The sequence below is a fragment of the Exiguobacterium sp. SH3S1 genome (assembly GCF_004337105.1).
Taxonomy (GTDB): domain Bacteria; phylum Bacillota; class Bacilli; order Exiguobacteriales; family Exiguobacteriaceae; genus Exiguobacterium; species Exiguobacterium aurantiacum_A.
Genome location: NZ_SJUW01000015.1, coordinates 1 through 15,972 on the forward strand (window position 1 = coordinate 1; position 15,972 = coordinate 15,972).

General features: G+C 51.3%; 18 protein-coding genes. 7 read left to right on the forward strand and 11 right to left on the reverse strand.

What is annotated here, in order from left to right:
* Positions 1–180 precede the first annotated feature (180 nt).
* Entirely contained in the window at positions 181–1,197 is a 1,017-nt protein-coding gene (locus tag EVJ26_RS12880; RefSeq protein WP_131470628.1) for an SMI1/KNR4 family protein, read from the forward strand.
* A gap of 78 nt (positions 1,198–1,275) precedes the next feature.
* On the opposite strand, the gene EVJ26_RS12885 is transcribed toward EVJ26_RS12880, so the two are convergent.
* Together EVJ26_RS12885 and EVJ26_RS12890 are read right to left on the reverse strand one after the other, a co-directional pair.
* Positions 1,276–2,148: an AraC family transcriptional regulator gene (locus tag EVJ26_RS12885; protein ID WP_131470630.1), complete on the reverse strand. Its 873-nt coding sequence runs from the start codon at positions 2,146–2,148 to the stop codon at positions 1,276–1,278.
* 89 nt (positions 2,149–2,237) lie between these two features.
* The gene (locus EVJ26_RS12890) at positions 2,238–2,453 is read right to left on the reverse strand and encodes a hypothetical protein (RefSeq protein WP_131470632.1); all 216 of its coding nucleotides are present in this window, start codon (positions 2,451–2,453) and stop codon (positions 2,238–2,240) included.
* A gap of 520 nt (positions 2,454–2,973) precedes the next feature.
* On the opposite strand from EVJ26_RS12890, the gene EVJ26_RS12895 reads away from it, so the two are divergent.
* Positions 2,974–3,237, forward strand: a complete 264-nt coding sequence (locus EVJ26_RS12895; RefSeq protein WP_131470634.1) for an excalibur calcium-binding domain-containing protein — start codon at positions 2,974–2,976, stop codon at positions 3,235–3,237.
* A 33-nt stretch (positions 3,238–3,270) separates the two neighbouring features.
* Here the strand turns inward: EVJ26_RS12895 and EVJ26_RS12900 are convergent, their stop codons facing one another.
* Positions 3,271–3,810 (reverse strand): hypothetical protein, encoded by a 540-nt coding sequence (locus EVJ26_RS12900; RefSeq protein ID WP_131470636.1) that lies wholly within the window; start codon positions 3,808–3,810, stop codon positions 3,271–3,273.
* A 452-nt stretch (positions 3,811–4,262) separates the two neighbouring features.
* On the opposite strand from EVJ26_RS12900, the gene EVJ26_RS12905 reads away from it, so the two are divergent.
* Together EVJ26_RS12905 and EVJ26_RS12910 are read left to right on the forward strand one after the other, a co-directional pair.
* Positions 4,263–5,021: a glucose 1-dehydrogenase gene (locus EVJ26_RS12905; RefSeq protein ID WP_016508744.1), complete on the forward strand. Its 759-nt coding sequence runs from the start codon at positions 4,263–4,265 to the stop codon at positions 5,019–5,021.
* Between the two features lie 42 nt (positions 5,022–5,063).
* Positions 5,064–5,984, forward strand: a complete 921-nt coding sequence (locus tag EVJ26_RS12910; RefSeq protein ID WP_131469315.1) for an NAD(P)-dependent alcohol dehydrogenase — start codon at positions 5,064–5,066, stop codon at positions 5,982–5,984.
* Positions 5,985–6,069: 85 nt separating this feature from the next.
* On the opposite strand, the gene EVJ26_RS12915 is transcribed toward EVJ26_RS12910, so the two are convergent.
* Positions 6,070–6,882 (reverse strand): helix-turn-helix domain-containing protein, encoded by an 813-nt coding sequence (locus tag EVJ26_RS12915; protein ID WP_161567621.1) that lies wholly within the window; start codon positions 6,880–6,882, stop codon positions 6,070–6,072.
* Positions 6,883–7,047: 165 nt separating this feature from the next.
* Complete coding sequence (locus tag EVJ26_RS12920) at positions 7,048–7,308, reverse strand: DUF1294 domain-containing protein (protein ID WP_035386026.1); 261 nt, start codon at positions 7,306–7,308, stop codon at positions 7,048–7,050.
* A 208-nt stretch (positions 7,309–7,516) separates the two neighbouring features.
* On the opposite strand from EVJ26_RS12920, the gene EVJ26_RS12925 reads away from it, so the two are divergent.
* The gene (locus tag EVJ26_RS12925) at positions 7,517–8,299 is read left to right on the forward strand and encodes a LysM peptidoglycan-binding and 3D domain-containing protein (RefSeq protein ID WP_131457695.1); all 783 of its coding nucleotides are present in this window, start codon (positions 7,517–7,519) and stop codon (positions 8,297–8,299) included.
* 169 nt (positions 8,300–8,468) lie between these two features.
* Positions 8,469–9,935 (forward strand): cardiolipin synthase, encoded by a 1,467-nt coding sequence (gene cls / locus EVJ26_RS12930; RefSeq protein WP_131457696.1) that lies wholly within the window; start codon positions 8,469–8,471, stop codon positions 9,933–9,935.
* A gap of 49 nt (positions 9,936–9,984) precedes the next feature.
* On the opposite strand, the gene EVJ26_RS12935 is transcribed toward cls, so the two are convergent.
* The 6 genes from EVJ26_RS12935 to EVJ26_RS12955 all read right to left on the reverse strand — a co-directional run bounded on the left by EVJ26_RS12935 (position 9,985) and on the right by EVJ26_RS12955 (position 14,842).
* Positions 9,985–10,962, reverse strand: a complete 978-nt coding sequence (locus tag EVJ26_RS12935) for a hypothetical protein (RefSeq protein WP_131470640.1) — start codon at positions 10,960–10,962, stop codon at positions 9,985–9,987.
* Positions 10,959–11,987, reverse strand: a complete 1,029-nt coding sequence (locus EVJ26_RS12940; protein WP_131470642.1) for a DUF58 domain-containing protein — start codon at positions 11,985–11,987, stop codon at positions 10,959–10,961. The genes EVJ26_RS12935 and EVJ26_RS12940 overlap by 4 nt, the downstream gene beginning before the upstream one ends.
* Before the next feature lies 1 nt (position 11,988).
* The gene (locus EVJ26_RS12945) at positions 11,989–12,897 is read right to left on the reverse strand and encodes an AAA family ATPase (protein WP_070327249.1); all 909 of its coding nucleotides are present in this window, start codon (positions 12,895–12,897) and stop codon (positions 11,989–11,991) included.
* 110 nt (positions 12,898–13,007) lie between these two features.
* A complete protein-coding gene (locus tag EVJ26_RS14420; RefSeq protein WP_161566967.1) occupies positions 13,008–13,181 on the reverse strand; it encodes a hypothetical protein in 174 nt (57 codons plus the stop codon).
* A gap of 110 nt (positions 13,182–13,291) precedes the next feature.
* Positions 13,292–13,987, reverse strand: a complete 696-nt coding sequence (locus tag EVJ26_RS12950) for an amino acid ABC transporter permease (RefSeq protein ID WP_016508715.1) — start codon at positions 13,985–13,987, stop codon at positions 13,292–13,294.
* Positions 13,988–13,993: 6 nt separating this feature from the next.
* Positions 13,994–14,842 carry a transporter substrate-binding domain-containing protein gene (locus EVJ26_RS12955; protein ID WP_131470644.1) on the reverse strand — a complete coding sequence of 283 codons (849 nt, stop codon included), beginning with the start codon at positions 14,840–14,842 and terminating at the stop codon, positions 13,994–13,996.
* Between the two features lie 422 nt (positions 14,843–15,264).
* Here EVJ26_RS12955 and EVJ26_RS12960 point away from each other — a divergent pair, with 422 nt between their 5' ends.
* Positions 15,265–15,774 (forward strand): flavodoxin family protein, encoded by a 510-nt coding sequence (locus EVJ26_RS12960; RefSeq protein ID WP_131470646.1) that lies wholly within the window; start codon positions 15,265–15,267, stop codon positions 15,772–15,774.
* Positions 15,775–15,972 lie beyond the last annotated feature (198 nt).

The following is a 15,972-nucleotide window of genomic DNA, read 5'->3' on the forward strand; positions in this document are numbered from 1 at the left end:
GTGTCGCAACTTAAACGTTAGGGTGAGATTGTGGTTGCTGGCAAGTCCTTTTTCTTTTCTAAAATAGGAGTGCAGAGTTGTGTACGTTTCCGTTGCACACTTCTGCACTCCTATTTTGCACTACACAAATGGAACAATCGACATTTATAAACAAATAAGGGAATAAAGAAAGGAAAGGATATGAATAAAATAGAATCCAAGTTCAATCGTGTAAAAAAGATGATAGAAAAGTACCCACAGGTGTTCGAGTACGGTCCAGGAGCTTCAGAAGCTGCCATTCAAGATGTGGAGAAACAACTGAATGTAACGTTTCCTCCGCTGTACAGAAAGTTTTTAGAAATCTATGGCTATCTTGTAACAGAAGATGAATCGATTTGGGGAATCGCGCCTCAAAACCTTGAATATGATTTAGTCTTTCAAAACGATAAGTTCAAAAATATGTTAGCAAAATCAGGTAAACCGCCTCTTCCTTCATATTTGGTCGGCATCCAAACTTTTGAAGAATCGCTCATCTGTCTTGATTTAAAGACAAAGTCATACGATGGGGCAGAAGTGAAGACTTGTTTTTATCCACCGGAAAAGGAGGGTTTTGAGTATTTAGATGACTCTTTCACAGAACTATTTTATATGGAATGCGACAATGCGATATCTTCTTATTTAGATGAGCAAACCTTTAAGAAGGACAATCACACGCCTTTAACAATTAAAGAAACGAAACTATCCTCAACTCAAGATGATTTATATGAGACAGCAAAGCAGCTAATTCTTCAACATCCCGAACTTTCTGAGTTAGGTGACGGTTATACCAAGGAAGAAATCGCAATCGTCGAACGGGAATTAGGGGTCAACTTTGCAGGAAGTTATTATACGTTTTTAAACGAGTTCGGTGGGGGACTGTTTGGAGAGAACGTGTTCTTCTCTTTGGACGATGATGAGTTGATAAAAATCAACCTACAACTATATCATCCGACCGATTACGAATATGGGCTGGCAAAAAAGCTGGTAGCGGTATACTACGATGACTTAGAAGACTTCTACGCCTGCCTTGATTATGAAAATAAGATAAACGGAGAGCCGAGCGTCGTATACCGGAACGCGAACGTATCCGAGGAAGATTATGATCAAAACGAACGACTTCAGTCTTTCGCTGAGTTTCTTTTATACATCATTAAGGACACAGTATCAGTCGATGGATAGGTCGAAAAATTGAATCTAATGCAAAGCAAACCCTTATCAGAGAGTAAATTCTCTAATAAGGGTTTTCCTATACTAAAGTCAGCCTTGTGACTTTTTCTCTTTGATCGCCACCCACACTTCGCTATAGACGTTGTCCGACGGACCATCATGCTTCGTGAACGAGATGCTCGGCAAGTCGGCGAGTTCGTACCCGGACGTCGGCAGCCATTCGGCATACGTCTTCGCCATCGTCTCCTGGAGCGTCTCCGGGAACGGGCCGGTATTCGGGAAGACGGCCCACAGGTTCGACTTAATCGTGATTTGTTCAAGGTCCTCGTACGGATTATCTTGCATCGTCGCGAAGCCGATCATGTGCGTCAGTGAGCCTTGTTCGTTCAAGTAGCCTTCATCGAACTCATACGATACATTAAGCACTTGGTGCGGATAAAGGTCCGCCAATTGATGCATCTCGCTACGCTGTTGCTCCGTGATTGATTGTGCCAACTCGACGATTGAATTGTTCACCCCTTCAAACTGAATCGGGACCCGTTTGGACACGCCGACGACATTGAAAGTAGGTTTTTGTTCTAGTTTGAATTCCATCGAGATTCCTCCTTTGATATCGATAAAGAATGTGAATTTCGGGAATGACTTTTGAATCTTGTTTTTAATCACTTCTGACGGTAAAAAGCCGCACCAGTCTCGAAACGCCCGCGAGAACCCATCGATGGATTGATAGCCATACGTAAAGGCCACGTCCGTGACCGATTTCACATGAATCAAGTCCTTATTCGCCTCGGATAATCGACGGTTTCGGATGTATTCATTGAGCGTCATTCCGGCCATGTACGAAAACATGCGTCGGAAATGATAGTCGGACACCCCGACGATGCGGGTCACGTCCTGACTCGTGATGTCTTCCGTTAAGTGTTGATCGATGTGGTCCATCAATCGGTTCAATGATTCAAGCATATGCATTCCCTCCTTTCTGCATTCATCATACTTTGAACATCGTGGGGGTACTCGATGATTTCGATACGGACATCATCGGATAGAAGACATCACTGGTTGTAGCCTATGAACATCGTGAACATGATGAGGATGACCGATGACGTCATGAGTAGAAACGCGAGCGCACTCGCGAACATGAGAAATCCTTTGGAGAAGTGGAGGCGTCGCTTCCAAATCCCGATTAGAAACACTACGTTCAGAATGAGAAACAATGTGAGCAAGAGCAACGGGAGGGCCCGGTTCTGCATTAAAATAAGTAAGTCCATAAAACATTTCCTTCCTTTGCTGTTTGTTGGTTAACGAAACTTCCATTTAATGATCAGTGATGTTCGGTGAAGACGATGTACCAACAATCTTGACCTCGCCAGACGCGTGTCGTCCAACAATAACCATTCGGAAACTCATCAGGCAAGAAGGAGACATCAAACGTGAGATGATGTTTGAATGTTTTTTTTCCACGCCATTAGTAGTTGATCGAGTTGTTGTTCTTCCAAGTGGATTCGTCGTGAAGACTGATGTCGGCTCACAAAACATCGGACTGTCTCCGGGCCAAACAACAATCGTTCGATGGACTCCAGATTCAATTTCTCAAGCATCTCGAATAAAGATACAAGCAAATCTCCTTGATAGAGCTGTTCATCGGTGTTGTTGATATAAAAATTTGATGTGGTCAATGTGACTGTCCTTTCATTCAACTATTTAAAAATCAGGTGATTAATCATAACCTCCCCTTATAATAAACAAGCATTAAAGCGCATATTGTTTGTTACTAAGGAGGAAAGAACAATGAAGAAGCTACTTCGTGCGACCATCGCTGGAATCGCTCTGTTCACGCTAAGCGTCGCGCCGTCAGAAACCGTGGACGCCGCACCGAAAAAATTCAAAAATTGCACCGAGCTGAATAAGACGTACAAGGGCGGTGTCGCCAAAACAAAGACGACGAAAAACAAGGGCGGCAAGACGAAATACAAGCCGTATGCCAACAGTTCGCTGTACAAAGCGAACGAATCGAAAGATCGCGATAATGATGGGATTGCCTGTGAACGCTAAGAGATGAGGGGACAGTCGTCCTCCATCTCTTATTTAGTTATTGAAGCGGTATGATACGTCTCCCGCAGCATCGTAACCGGTGATGGCGTCAATCGATTCGATTTGGTCGACGACGACAAACCAGACGTCATTCCCGGATTTCGTCTTCATTAGTTCCGGTTCGAACCGCTCCCCGTTCAACTCGACGACGACACGTGTTGTCGTCCCATGATTCATCCCGTAAAGGATATCGAACGGAGCGCAGTCCAGCTCATCCCCGCACGTCCGTCCGTCGACCGACCAGGTGAGACCATCATCTGACAGCGAGCGGGACGTGACCGATTCGACACGGTCGTCGATGGTGATTTCCAAGCCGATGCCTTCGATGAACAGTTCATCGCTCAGCTCGTCCGTCGAGTAGCGTTCTGTGAAGAAACGGATTGTCATTTCAGGGTCAGCGACCTGATGGACCAGGATGGGCTCGGCCGTCGCTGATAATTCGGGTTGCTCGGTCGATTCCACTTTCCAGACAATCCTGGCAGAGAGTAGCAACACAACGACGATGATGAGCACAAGCTGTTGATTACGCTTCATAAGAACTCGCTCCTTGTGTTGATAATAAAAACTGACGCACCCGCTCGAGCGGGAACTCCGGACTCCAATGAACGAAGTGACCTCCAGGAACGGACTGATAGGTGATTGGGAGTCGCTCTTGCTGAAGACTCGTAACGGAAGTCTTCGTCAATTCAGCACCTCGGCGAGCGTCAGTCCCTCGTTTCCTGAGAATCCCCCAGCCGGTAGGAACAACAGCGGAGACCCGCTCCCGATCACTTCCGCATCATGTCGTCCCAAGTCATCAACCCTTCCTCAAATCCCAATATATGTATTCCTTTCATTGTAAAGGAGATATCGTACGAAAAGAAGAACATTCTTCCATCAACAGCATGCAGGTCGCTTCAAATTCGGGTATAAACTACTGACACGTGTCCAGTCCGCACTTGTCGTTTTGCTGTGTCGTCTTCTACTTAGCCAAGGAGGAATGCTGTGTGAAACTATCAGGCAAGACAGCGCTCGTGACCGGTGCCGGTTCTGGCATGGGGCGGGCCATCGCCAAGCTATACGCCGCGGAAGGTGCTCGCATCGTCGCCGTCGATATGAACGGGGATACGGTCGAGGCGGTCGCAAGTGAGATCAAGTCGTCCGGCGGGGAAGCGGTCGGTATCGCCGCGAACGTGACGAAGCAAGCGGACATCGACAACATGGTCGCGACGGCGACGGGGCAGTTCGGCTCACTCGATATTTTAGTGAACAACGCCGGCATCATGGACAACTTCATGACGGTCGGTGAAGTGACCGACGACGTATGGGACCGTGTCATCGCCGTCAACTTGACCGGTCCGATGAAGATCGCCCGGGCCGCCATCAACGTGATGGAGAAACAGGAGTCGGGTGGGGTCATCATCAATATCGCCTCGGTCGGCGGTTTGTTCGGGACACGAGGCGGGGCTGCATACGTCGCATCAAAACACGCGCTCATCGGCCTTACGAAAAACATCGCCGCGACGTATGGCACATTCGGCAAGATTCGGGCCAACGCCATCGCACCAGGCGGAGTCAATACGAACATCGGGGCGACGATCACGGCGCCGAGCGAGCTCGGGATGCGCGCCATTCAAGCGGCAGGAGAAGCACCGATTGGCGAACCGGACCAAATCGCAAACGCCGCGTTGTTCCTCGCTTCAAGTGACTCAAGCTTCGTCAACGGGGACGTCTTGAAAGCAGACGGTGGTTGGACCGCCCGCTAAAAGACAAGCGGGCAACGGAAGCGATTTACGAGGAGGTACACGATGAGAGCAGTGATTTGTACCGCATATGGTCCGCCGGATGTGTTACAGCTTCAAGAGATCGAAAAGCCTGTGCCAAAAGCAACCGAACTTCTGATTAAAGTACACGCATCAGCCGTTCAATCCGGGGACCGCCGGCTTCGTGCGTTAGATGTACCAACAGCAGGCAAGTTGCCGATGCGGGTCGTCGTCGGCTTTAAAGCGCCGAGACAGCCTGTCTTAGGTGTCGTCCTAGCAGGTGAAGTGGTGGAGACGGGCAGCCGCGTACAACACTTCAAGGTGGGAGATCGTGTCTATGCGCTGACCGGGATGCGATTTGGCGGCTATGCCGAATATGCATGCATCAAAGAGACGAAGTGTGTCGAACTCATGCCTCAACACGCAAGCTTTGCAGAAGCAGCCAGTCTTCCGTTCGGCGGAACGACAGCTCTTCATTTTTTGCGTAAAGTGAACATCGAACAGGCGAAGACCGTATTGATTTACGGAGCCTCCGGGGCGGTCGGTTCCATCGCGGTACAGATCGCCAAACATTTCGGTGCTCACGTGACAGCTGTCTGTCGGGAACGAAACTTCGAATTGGTCAAAAGCCTTGGCGCAGACGTCGTCATCGATTATACAAAAGAGGGCTATGACAGCGAACTGACAACGTACGACGCTGTGTTTGACGCGGCAGGGAAAATCGATAAACGGAAGGCTCGTAAACATGTCGGGGAAACAGGCCGGTTCAGTTCGGTTGCCGGACAGGGAGTAGCGAGTGAGCGGAAAGAAGATCTGAGCCTGTTGAATCAGATGTTTGAAGCCGGAGACCTGAAGGCCGTCATCGATTCGATCTATCCGATGGAGGAAATCGTCGCAGCGCACCGCTATGTGGACGCCGGTCAGAAAGTTGGAAATGTCATCGTGTCGGTCGTGCATGAGGAATGACATCGTCTCTCGTCCATCGAGAACGCAAAAAGAAGGAGTCTAGCCATCGAAACTCGGCGGCCAGACTCCTGTTTTCATTTCCTCTTCACTTGGTCTTCTTGCCCTTGCGGTAAGCGAGCGGGGTGACCTTATGTACTTTCTTGAACGTCTGGACGAAGTGACTGACGCTCGTGTAGCCGAAGCGACTCGCTATTGCGGCGACCGACTCCGTCGTCTCTTGTAACTGATGCGCCGCCGCTTCCATGCGGACGTCACATGCATAGGCGAGCGGGCTCGTGGCGGTCCACTTCGTGAAATAACGGCAACATTCCGCCCGGCTCAAGCCACCGGCCTCGGCAATCTGTTCGAGCGTCACGCGCTCCGTCACATGTTCATGGATATAAGCGAGCATCGCCTTCATCCGGTCTTGACCGACCAATCGCGGTTGCTCGTTTGTCTGTTGAATCCAGTAACGCCAGACGACCGCCATCTGGAGCGTGGCATCTAAGAGGGCGAACGATGAGTCGCCATGTAAACTTCGGGATACCTTGTCGATCGTATCTAACACGGCCTTCTCCGCGCGCTCGGTCGGCGTGAGGAGTTTTAGGGGCAACGTCGCCCCCGTCATGAACGGCGTGACGAACCTTTCGGCAAGCAACGGCGCGAACAAGTCGTATGGATCGACACGGACGTCGACGAACCGAGTCGCTTCTTTGGACGAAACGACTTGATACAGTTGCCCCGGCGCTAACAAAAGGCCCGACCCAGCGCGGAGACCATGACGGTCCCCGTTGACCATCAAGTCGACGCGACCTGCCCTCACTATAAAGGCGTGGAAGTGATCGGTCACATGGATCATAGCTGTCATGACCGCGCCTGTTGACGATTCCACGCTCTGAAGTGAACTTTGTTCCAACATCTTCATCCCACCTCAATATTTGAACATTTGTTTCGGGATTACACCCGGCTGACAGTCTTGAACCAGATGAATTCATGATTAATCCGACATTTATATATCTATTGTCACGAGACGTCTTATCACGTTCCTTCTATATAATGGAGCAGAAAAGATAGCCGGCTCCACTCAGAAGATGAAAAGTGACGTGATCCCGGCGTGAACGAGAATCGCGACCGGGACCCCGATCCGAAACTTCGGCTTCAACGTCTTGTGACGGAAGAGGCGCATCGCGACATAAGCCCCAAACGCTCCCCCGATCCAGACGAGAATGAGCAACGTTTGTTCCGAAATACGCCAAGCCCCGGATTTTGCACGTCGTTTATCGATGAAAAATGACATAAACGCTAGTAAATTAGTCACAATGTAATACAGCAGTAATAGTTCCAAAGACTAAAACCTCCTTTCTCACCTTATCAGTATAGCTGAAAACGGCTCAACAAAGCCATTTTTATCTAGATTGTAAGAATTCAGACTCCTCTCATCTCCCTGAAAGCTTCTGTAACTGAACTGATATCACTCTCATATCAGCCTGTAACGGCAGTGAAATATAGAGGTGTTACAGTAAGGGAGCGTTAGAAAAGGGAGGAATATTCTTATGAAAAAACCACTATTGACACTAACGGCACTCGCTGGCCTTAGTTTAGGAGTCGCTGCTCCAGCTTCGGCAGCATCAACACACACGGTTCAGTCTGGAGATACTTTGTACCGTATCGCCGTGAACAACGGTGTATCTGTGAACGACATCAAACAAGCAAATAGCTTAAACTCGAATATGATTTATCCTAACCAAGTGTTGAAGCTTGCGAAGTCGGAAGCGAAAGCGACAGCTTCTTCAAACACTTACACAGTTAAATCAGGCGACACGTTGTATCGGATCGCGAAAAACAATGGTGTCTCTGTCAATCAATTGATGACATGGAACGGTCTTAAATCAGATCTCATTTTCCCTGGTCAACAATTCGCTGTGAAAGGTGCCAAAGCAGCATCGGTTGCGAACAGTGCACCAGCAGCTAAACCAAAAGCATCAACGTCTGCACCGGTGACAAAACAGTCTACGTCTACAACGCAAACTCAAGCTCCGGCTTCGGGTAAGACGATGACAGTTGAAGCAACGGCGTACACGCCATATTGTGCAGGTTGCTCTGGTATCACAGCAACAGGTATCGACGTTCGTTCGAACCCGAACCAAAAAGTCATCGCGGTTGACCCTTCAGTCATCCCACTCGGCTCTAAAGTATGGGTTGAAGGCTACGGCGAAGCAATCGCTGGAGACACTGGCGGCGCAATCAAAGGGAACAAAATTGACCTCTTGATGCCGACACGTGAACAAGCGCTCAACTTCGGTCGTAAATCAATCACAATCAAAGTCTTAAACTAATCGATTTACCCCAAAAACACCGCAGGCGCGGTGTTTTTTTGCGTTCCATCCGCTCAAACCTGCAAGCTCGTATACCTTTCTCCTCCGAAATCAGGCAAACTAGATATATCAGGTCTTGTCTGGTCAGAAAAACCGGGTATGTACCAAATCGTAAAAGGGGGAGAACCTGATGCTCACGACAGAAATCATCATCAGCGTGTTCGGCATCCTGCTCGTCATCTTGAACATGACGTTCGCCATCACGATCATCTTCTTTGAACGGCGCGACATCGGCTCGACATGGGCCTGGCTGCTCGTCCTCTTCTTTTTGCCGCTCATCGGCTTCTTCATCTATATCTTCTTCGGTCGTTTGATCAAGTCGAACAACTTCTATCAAGTCGACGAAGAGCGGCGTAGTGAGTATGCGTTGCACGTTCAACAACAGCTCGATGAGTTGGATGGGAACCAGCTGATCTTCAAGCAAGACCCGCTGTTAGCAAAATACCGGCGTCTCGCCAGGTTGAACCTGTCGTCGACAAACGCGCTCGTCACGTATCATAACGACATCCAAGTCATCCATGACGGGAAACAGAAGTTCGCGGCCTTGTTCGACGATATCGAGGCGGCCAAACAAGAAATCAATATCCAATACTACATCATCCAGAACGATTCGCTCGGCCAGGCGTTGATCGCGGCGCTGACCAACCGGGCCCAAGCCGGTGTCCGGGTCCGGTTGCTCTATGACGCCGTCGGCTCGAGAGAGCTGAGACGTAAACATTTCAAAGAGCTGATCGAAAGCGGAGGCGAGGTCAAGTCGTTCTTCCCGTCGAGCCTCGGCATCAACTTCCGCGTCAACAATCGCAATCACCGCAAACTGTGTGTCATCGACGGCGACATCGGCTATATCGGCGGCTTCAACGTCGGCGACGAGTATATGGGGACGAACCAGCATTTCGGCTATTGGCGTGACGTCCATCTGCGGATGAACGGGGAGGCGGTCCAAGAGTTGCTTGAACGGTTCTTGCTCGATTGGAACCGTTCCGTCCCGACGAAACGAAAAGCGTTGAAAGAAGAGTTCATTTGGCCAAGCAAGACCCTCGAGGCGTTCAAGTCACCCGTCCAGATCGTCACGTCCGGTCCGAACTCGACGACGGAGCATTTAAAGAATATGCTCGTCAAGATGATCGGGGAAGCGAAAGAGACGATCTACATTCAGACACCATACTTCATCCCGGACGCGAGTTTCCTTGACGCCTGCCGGATCGCGCTCATGTCAGGGACGAAGATTCAACTGATGATCCCGAACAAACCGGATCACATGTTTGTCTACTGGGCGACATACGCCAATGCGGCCGAACTCGTCCGGTACGGGGCCGAGGTGTATACGTACGAGGGCGGTTTCTTGCATGCGAAGACGCTCGTCATCGACGGCGAGGTCGCTTCGATCGGGACGACGAACATCGACGCCCGCAGCTTCCACCTCAACTTCGAGATTTCAGCCCTCGTCTATGATGAGGCTGTCGCCCGGTCCGTCATCGACGCATTCGACCGCGACAAATCGTGCGCTGAGCTGTTGACGCTCGAACGTTATGAGACACGGACGAAATGGATTCGCTTCAAAGAGAGCGTGTCGCGTCTGTTGAGTCCAATCCTATAAAAAAACCAGTCAAGACGCCCGGGTTCAATCCCGAACATCTTGGCTGGTTTTATTTTTTCAACACGTGTTTGACGTGTCGTTCAAACGCCTCGACGACCGTGGTCGGCGCTTCTTTCTCACCGTACTCGGCCGCCTCGAGCCAACTTGCGAACAAGCTTCCGTCGGTAAAGTCGATCCGTTCCAACCACTCGTGCGCGGTCTCCTCGCGATGGCGAGGGTGCACCTGTTCGAGCCGGCGTCCGGCCTCGAGCAAGCGGACATCACGTGGCGTCCGCGTCAAGCGACGTTCCGTCCGTGCCGTCTGATGGGCCTTTTTCGGGACCGACAGCACTTCTTGGATGTCTTTTCGCTTTTGTAAATAGAAGAACAACAGGACACCGCCGACGAGCAGGACGATGAAGAAGATGACTAGCGCGGAAGACTGATTCTTCGCCGATTCGAGCAACGTCTCGTTCGCGATCGTCTCGGCATCGAGGTTCGGGTTGTCCGGTATCATGAATCGATTGACCCGGTCGGACGGGTCGAGCGTGATCCCATCGAACCAGCCGCCGATCCAAAGCAAGAACGGTCGGATCCAAGTGATGAGGTCGCCGAACAACAGCTCTTTGACCGTCCGGATGACAAAAGCCAGTCCGAGACCGACCGCTAGGCCGACGACGAGCGTCGACAACATCCGTTTATAGTCGCGACGGTAATACAGGCTCCGTTGCCAAAATAAAAACAGGAACGGGAACACGATCATGAGGAGCGGTTGCTCGGCCGGTGGGAACAGCCAATCCGTGATCAAGAACAACACGCTCGCGATCGCGTAACGGTCGGTCCAATCGAGCGTGCGGATGAAGGCGTGCGCATACGTGAACAACAGCAACGTGATGCTCATCTCATACGAGAACCAGAGCGCACCGATACTGAGCAAAGTCTGGACGCCGAGCTGCCAGTTCCGCGGCAGACGGAGCGTCAACAGGAAGACGAGCGGATAGACGTGACCGACATAAAATGCCGCGAACGACCACCAGAGCCAGTTCATTTGCCGTCACCTCCGAGCCTAAGAATCGATTGGCTGCCGCCGTATTTGGCGACTTTCCGTTCGAACAATGACCGGGCCATCGGGAAGTCTCGTTCCGACAGACAAGCGAGCGTCGTCATGACCTTGCGGAAATGGGTCTCGCCGCTCCCAGGTGCGAGGTCGTACGTGATCCCGTCTTTCGTCAGCGTCGGGACGATCAGTCCGTAGCTCGCGTTCTCTTTCTCGAAGTCACGGCACAGCGCCGCCGCTTGCGAGATCACCCGTTCCATCTGATGGGTGAGGGCGCGGCCGTCTTTCGTCAACAAGTCCAAGACGACGACGTACTCGTTCGCCTGGACGGGTTGCTCGGTCCGGGCCAGCAGTTCGCCCGTCTTCGCATAAGCCGACCAGTACAGTTGACGCATTGGTTGACCGTGATACGGGGCGACCGACTGGAACGTCTCCGGGTCACGGTAGGCGCTATGCCGGACCATCTCCTCACCCGGTAGCGTCGGTGGGCGTTTCGGGATCGGATAAGGCAGGAACTCTGGGAAGACGTACCCGATCCTTGCGAGCGGTTCCTCTTTATAGAGCGAGAACATGCGGAGCGGGTCACGGATCTCCATGCCGATCGCCTCGATACGGATCGGACCTCGCTTGATGGCTTTGAGCGGTAAGTCATAGGAGACGACCGACTCGCCGCCGACATAATTCTCTTGGCGCCAGAAGGCGTGGTTTTCCACTTCGACGGTCGGGTGGAGATAACCCGACAAGCGGACGACACCGAGCGGGACTTTCGCAGTCGAGATGAGGCGGATGACGTACGACTCTTCGTCACCCGGGAACAGTTTCAGTTCGTCCGTCACTTCGACACGGACGTGTTCGGCCAGGCGGAACAACAGCTCGGGCATGACGAGCGCGTAGATGCTGACGCCGAGCAAGGCGCTCGCGAGGAACACGTTCCCGTAAAGCGCCGTGAAGACCCCGACGACGAACAAGAGCCACATGTAGCCGGATTCTAGATAGCGCGGGCTGACGAGTTGCATGTCACACCTCGGATGGGACCGCGATGGTCTCTAACACAGATTTGATCAGCTTCGACGGTTTCGTCTTGAGCGACGCCTCGACCGTCAAGACGATGCGGTGTCCAAGAATCGGCAAGGCGAGCGCCCGGATGTCTTCCGGTGCGACGTAGTCCCGTCCGTCCATGTAGGCGTGGGCCCGGGCCGCCATTGTGTAGGCGAGCGTCGCCCGCGGGCTCGGTCCGACCTCGATGTCCCGGTGGTGGCGGAGCGCCTCGACGAAGTCGAGCAGATAGTCTTCCATCGCCTCGTGCAGCGTCACGTCACGGACGGCTTGCTGCATCACGGCGAGCTCTTCGTGTTTCAACGTGAACGGAGCGGCGCTCAAATGCTCGTTTCGGAGCAGCCGGCGCTCTGACTCCCGTGACAGCGGGGCGAGCGAGAGCTTGAACAAGAACCGGTCGAGCTGAGCCTGCGGAAGCGGGAACGTCCCTTGTCCGTCGAACGGATTCTGCGTCGCGATGACGAAGAACGGGTCCGGCAAACGGAGCGACACCTCACCGAGCGTCACTTGACGCTCTTGCATCGCCTCTAAGAGCGCCGACTGTGTCCGTGGTGTCGTCCGGTTGATCTCATCGACGAGTAAAATCGATGTGAAGATCGGTCCGGTCCGACGTTCGAACGCTCCTGTCGTCGGATTGAACAGTTCCATCCCTAAAATGTCACTCGGCAGCGTGTCCGGCGTACATTGCACGCGCTGGAACGCGGCCGATACGGAGGAGGCGAGGCTCCGGGCGAGCGTCGTCTTGCCCGTCCCCGGCCGGTCCTCGAGTAAGACATGTCCCCCTGAAAGCAAGGCGATCGTCGACAGCTTGATCGCTTTCGATTGCCCGATCACTAAACCGTTTAAATGTGTCGTCCATTGTTGCACCATAATAAAATTCCCCCGTCTATTTTCTGATAATTAAGAAAATCATAGCACACTCGTGGACCGAGGTGGCACGCTAAAGACTAGACGTTCCCGAATGCGTCCATTGCACACCGTTAATCCGGAGAGGAAGATTTCGCTTTTTTGCGATGATGAAACGTGACAAACACGTAATAGAGGACGATCATGCTGGTATATGGGTTTAAAGCACTGACCCATGCCGGCCCATCGAACAAAATATACGTGAGTGTGATGATGAGTGCCGAGAAAAATAAGAGTTTTGAGAACATATGTGATGCGTCTCCTTTGGATTGAATGATGGAATATGTTGACTATACCATGTCACTTTCTCAATAGCCGCCCGACGAAAAAACTGACCTGCCCGCATCAGGCAAGTCAGTCATCGTTTCGGTGTATCCAAATAGCGTTCGAAATGCCGCTCGAGCCAGTCTTGGAAGAACGACATGAACGTGCAGATGCCCCAGTAGATCAGAGCGACGACCAAATACACGGTCATATAGTCGAACTCACGACCACCGACGATCTTCGCCTTGTTGAAGATCTCAGGGACGGTGATCATCGCGGCGAGCGAGCTCGCCTTGATCAGATCAAGGAACACGTTCGAGAGCGGGGGCAGGGCGATCCGCGTCGCTTGAGGCAACGTGACCCCTTTCAACGTCAGCCACTTGTTCATGCCGAGCGAGCGGGCCGCTTCAATCTGTCCCTGATCGACGGCACGGATCGAGGCGCGGATGATCTCCGCGATATAGGCGGCCGAGTTCAAGCTGAAGCCGATGATCGCTGCCGTCAGCGCCGCGAACTCGATCCCAATGAACGGGAACCCCGAGTAGAGAATGAACAAGATGATCAAGATCGGGACGCCGCGCATGAACGAGACGTAAAACGTCGACGGATAACGCACTAGCCTTGACGGAGACAGCTTCCCGAGCGCGAGCACGAGCCCTAACACTAAACCGAAGAACATGCTGAGGAAGGAGATCCAGAGCGTGTTCGGTAGCCCACCTAGCAAGTATGGGAACGAGCGGATGGCGAGGTCGGCGTCAAAGATCGCTTCCCACTTCACACCTTCGAACATATCGCCTTAGTCCAATTCGACGATTGTCGCGTCGACGTCCGGTTCGACGGATACGTCAGCACCGTTATAGAACTGTTCGGAAAGCTCCTTCACCGTGCCATCCTCAAGCATCTCTTCGAGGACGCGGTCGATGTTCTCTTGCAAGTCGACGTTGTCTTGATTCATCAAGAGTGCGACGTCTTGCGGGTTATAGGCGATATCCGGGTGGATCGCGATATCGAATTCCGGGAAGAAGGCGAGGGCGAGCGTCTGGAGGTAGTAGTCGTTCAAGATGACGTCGGTCCGACCTGTCGACACGTCGCGAAGATATTGGTCGTTCGTCGCGTTGTCGTAGATGACTTCTTCAGCCCCATACTGGCGCGCCACGTCCATGAAGACGGTCGTCGCTTCACCAGCTGCCTTTTTACCTTTCAAGTCTTCGAGCGACTTGATGCCTGAAAGATCGCTCTTCCGGACGATCGCCGTCCCGTACGTGTGCTTATACGGTACGGAGAAGGCGAACTTCTCTTTGCGGTCGTCCGTCACCGAGATGTCGTTCGCCACGACATCGACTTGTCCGTTTTGGACGCTCGTCAACATGTTATCGAACGCCATTTCTTTGAACTGGACCTCGAGGTCGAGACGTTTTCCGATCTCTTTCATGACCTCGACGTCAAACCCCGTCAAATCGTCACTTTCTTCTTCGCGGAACGAGGCAGGGTAGAGTGTCCCGGCCGTACCGACCGTGAGCGTACCTTCTTCTTTAATCTCATCCCAGCGTGTCGTATCGGCCTGATCGGTGCTAGAATCACCACACGCCGCGAGCGGGACAGCGAGCAAGATGGCTGCTGCTAAACCTTTTGTCATACGTTTCATTCGTGTTCCTCCTTAAAGTATCATCTGTCTAAAAATAGCATGATGAACGCCTAGAGGCAACTGCGAAGAACATCGAAACAGCAGGTAAGATATTTTTGAAACGTTTATTCTAAAAGCGCTATCATGTGATTGAATCAGGGTTTCATACAGGTAATACAGATAAGAATAATTTATGAAACAGCATGCGATTCACCAACCTTCAACCTCTAGAAAATCGACAGGTGCGCAAGTGGGAGAAAGAGGCAAGATGAGTCCACAGCTTTTTAAATCAGATGAGAGGACTGTGCTAGTTCCCGAGAGGAAGACCTATGCTAGCCTGTCCAAGAACAGGCGAGGACAGTTAGGTTCTTTGCCATCGTTTCAGGGTATTTCCTCTGTAGATAGAAGGAGGGAAAGCTAAAAACGATGGAAGGAGTGACATAATGAAGAATAGTAGCTTGATTGTATATTACTCATGGATCGGCAGTACAGAAGTAGTCGCGAAAGAAATTCAAAGGATTACAAAATTTGACATTCAAAGAATCGAAGATAAAAAGAAGCCAAAACTCGGTAACATCGCCAGTGCAGCAATGGGAGCGTTTTTTGGTCTAGGAGGCGTTATCATGCCAATGGACTTTGCATTAAAAGAATATGAGCATCTATTCCTAGGAACCCCAGTCTGGGCAGGAAAGACGCCCCCGGCAATTAATAGTTACTTAAAAAAGACTTCTTTCAAAAACAAGAAAGTTTGGCTGTTCATAACTAAAGGTGATGAAAAAGTTCCCCAACAGGTTATCGACTCAATTACAAAAAGGATTGAGAAGAAAGATGGAAAAGTGATGGGCAGTATTTCGATAACGACAAAATGGGATCCCAAGACGAACATTCCTATTGCGCTTGAGGATGTCCAGAAACCGATCTATGACTGGCTGAAAAGAGGAGGCATTTTATAAAATTTGAACGGAATCAAGCTGTGCCAACGTCTGAGCGAGGAACAACAAAACGAATCGGTGGCTAAGGGAAGCACGACCTGCCGACATAACTGATCACGTGGACGTGGGAAGCAGGTGAGTCCTGAAAACTACCGAGGAATCGATTCAAATTTTATTAGTTTACATAACATATATTATCAGTAAAAATAAAACTCTGTC

What these genes read in the sequence shown, in the direction of transcription:
- EVJ26_RS12950 (WP_016508715.1), bottom strand. Translation starts at nt 13,987, where the DNA reads ATGTTCGAAGGTGTGAAGTGGGAAGCGATCTTTGACGCCGACCTCGCC.
- EVJ26_RS12960 (WP_131470646.1), top strand. Translation starts at nt 15,265, where the DNA reads ATGAAGAATAGTAGCTTGATTGTATATTACTCATGGATCGGCAGTACA.
- EVJ26_RS12910 (WP_131469315.1), top strand. Translation starts at nt 5,064, where the DNA reads ATGAGAGCAGTGATTTGTACCGCATATGGTCCGCCGGATGTGTTACAG.
- EVJ26_RS14420 (WP_161566967.1), bottom strand. Translation starts at nt 13,181, where the DNA reads ATGTTCTCAAAACTCTTATTTTTCTCGGCACTCATCATCACACTCACG.
- EVJ26_RS12955 (WP_131470644.1), bottom strand. Translation starts at nt 14,842, where the DNA reads ATGAAACGTATGACAAAAGGTTTAGCAGCAGCCATCTTGCTCGCTGTC.
- EVJ26_RS12885 (WP_131470630.1), bottom strand. Translation starts at nt 2,148, where the DNA reads ATGCTTGAATCATTGAACCGATTGATGGACCACATCGATCAACACTTA.
- cls (WP_131457696.1), top strand. Translation starts at nt 8,469, where the DNA reads ATGCTCACGACAGAAATCATCATCAGCGTGTTCGGCATCCTGCTCGTC.
- EVJ26_RS12895 (WP_131470634.1), top strand. Translation starts at nt 2,974, where the DNA reads ATGAAGAAGCTACTTCGTGCGACCATCGCTGGAATCGCTCTGTTCACG.
- EVJ26_RS12940 (WP_131470642.1), bottom strand. Translation starts at nt 11,987, where the DNA reads ATGCAACTCGTCAGCCCGCGCTATCTAGAATCCGGCTACATGTGGCTC.
- EVJ26_RS12900 (WP_131470636.1), bottom strand. Translation starts at nt 3,810, where the DNA reads ATGAAGCGTAATCAACAGCTTGTGCTCATCATCGTCGTTGTGTTGCTA.
- EVJ26_RS12945 (WP_070327249.1), bottom strand. Translation starts at nt 12,897, where the DNA reads ATGGTGCAACAATGGACGACACATTTAAACGGTTTAGTGATCGGGCAA.
- EVJ26_RS12915 (WP_161567621.1), bottom strand. Translation starts at nt 6,882, where the DNA reads ATGTTGGAACAAAGTTCACTTCAGAGCGTGGAATCGTCAACAGGCGCG.
- EVJ26_RS12880 (WP_131470628.1), top strand. Translation starts at nt 181, where the DNA reads ATGAATAAAATAGAATCCAAGTTCAATCGTGTAAAAAAGATGATAGAA.
- EVJ26_RS12890 (WP_131470632.1), bottom strand. Translation starts at nt 2,453, where the DNA reads ATGGACTTACTTATTTTAATGCAGAACCGGGCCCTCCCGTTGCTCTTG.
- EVJ26_RS12935 (WP_131470640.1), bottom strand. Translation starts at nt 10,962, where the DNA reads ATGAACTGGCTCTGGTGGTCGTTCGCGGCATTTTATGTCGGTCACGTC.
- EVJ26_RS12925 (WP_131457695.1), top strand. Translation starts at nt 7,517, where the DNA reads ATGAAAAAACCACTATTGACACTAACGGCACTCGCTGGCCTTAGTTTA.